The organism is Paraburkholderia phenoliruptrix (genome assembly GCF_019511605.1).
Lineage (GTDB): Bacteria > Pseudomonadota > Gammaproteobacteria > Burkholderiales > Burkholderiaceae > Paraburkholderia > Paraburkholderia phenoliruptrix_A.
Window position 1 is genome coordinate 1 of the sequence record NZ_JAEUAV010000080.1, and the last position, 342, is coordinate 342.

Consider the following 342-nt stretch of genomic DNA (forward strand, 5'->3'; position numbering starts at 1 on the left):
TGCCAATCGCCTGATCGATGTTGTGCACGGCGACTTTCAGCCCAGCGTCAGACGCCGCCGCGACAGCCGCATGGACGCCCTGGCGCGGCATCGACGTGAGCCACAAATGCCTGAGACGGTCCGGTGAAATCTGCTGGGCGTTGATCATGCCTCGCAGCGCATCTGCTACTGAATCCGCCGCTGACGACACAGGCTGGAAGACATACGCCTTCGCCCTCAGTTCCCCTTTGTATTGACTGATGATGCCCTCGCGAACAAAGAGGACACCGACCGCCGCTTCCGAATACCTTGGCTCCTGGTCCCGCTTGTGGAGCTGGCAGGCCAGTACGAGGCAAAATTCTG

1 pseudogene is annotated in these 342 nt (G+C 60.5%); it reads right to left on the reverse strand.

The window, feature by feature from the left end:
* Positions 1 to 342: pseudogene (locus JNB89_RS30850) on the reverse strand (hypothetical protein); the annotation flags it as partial.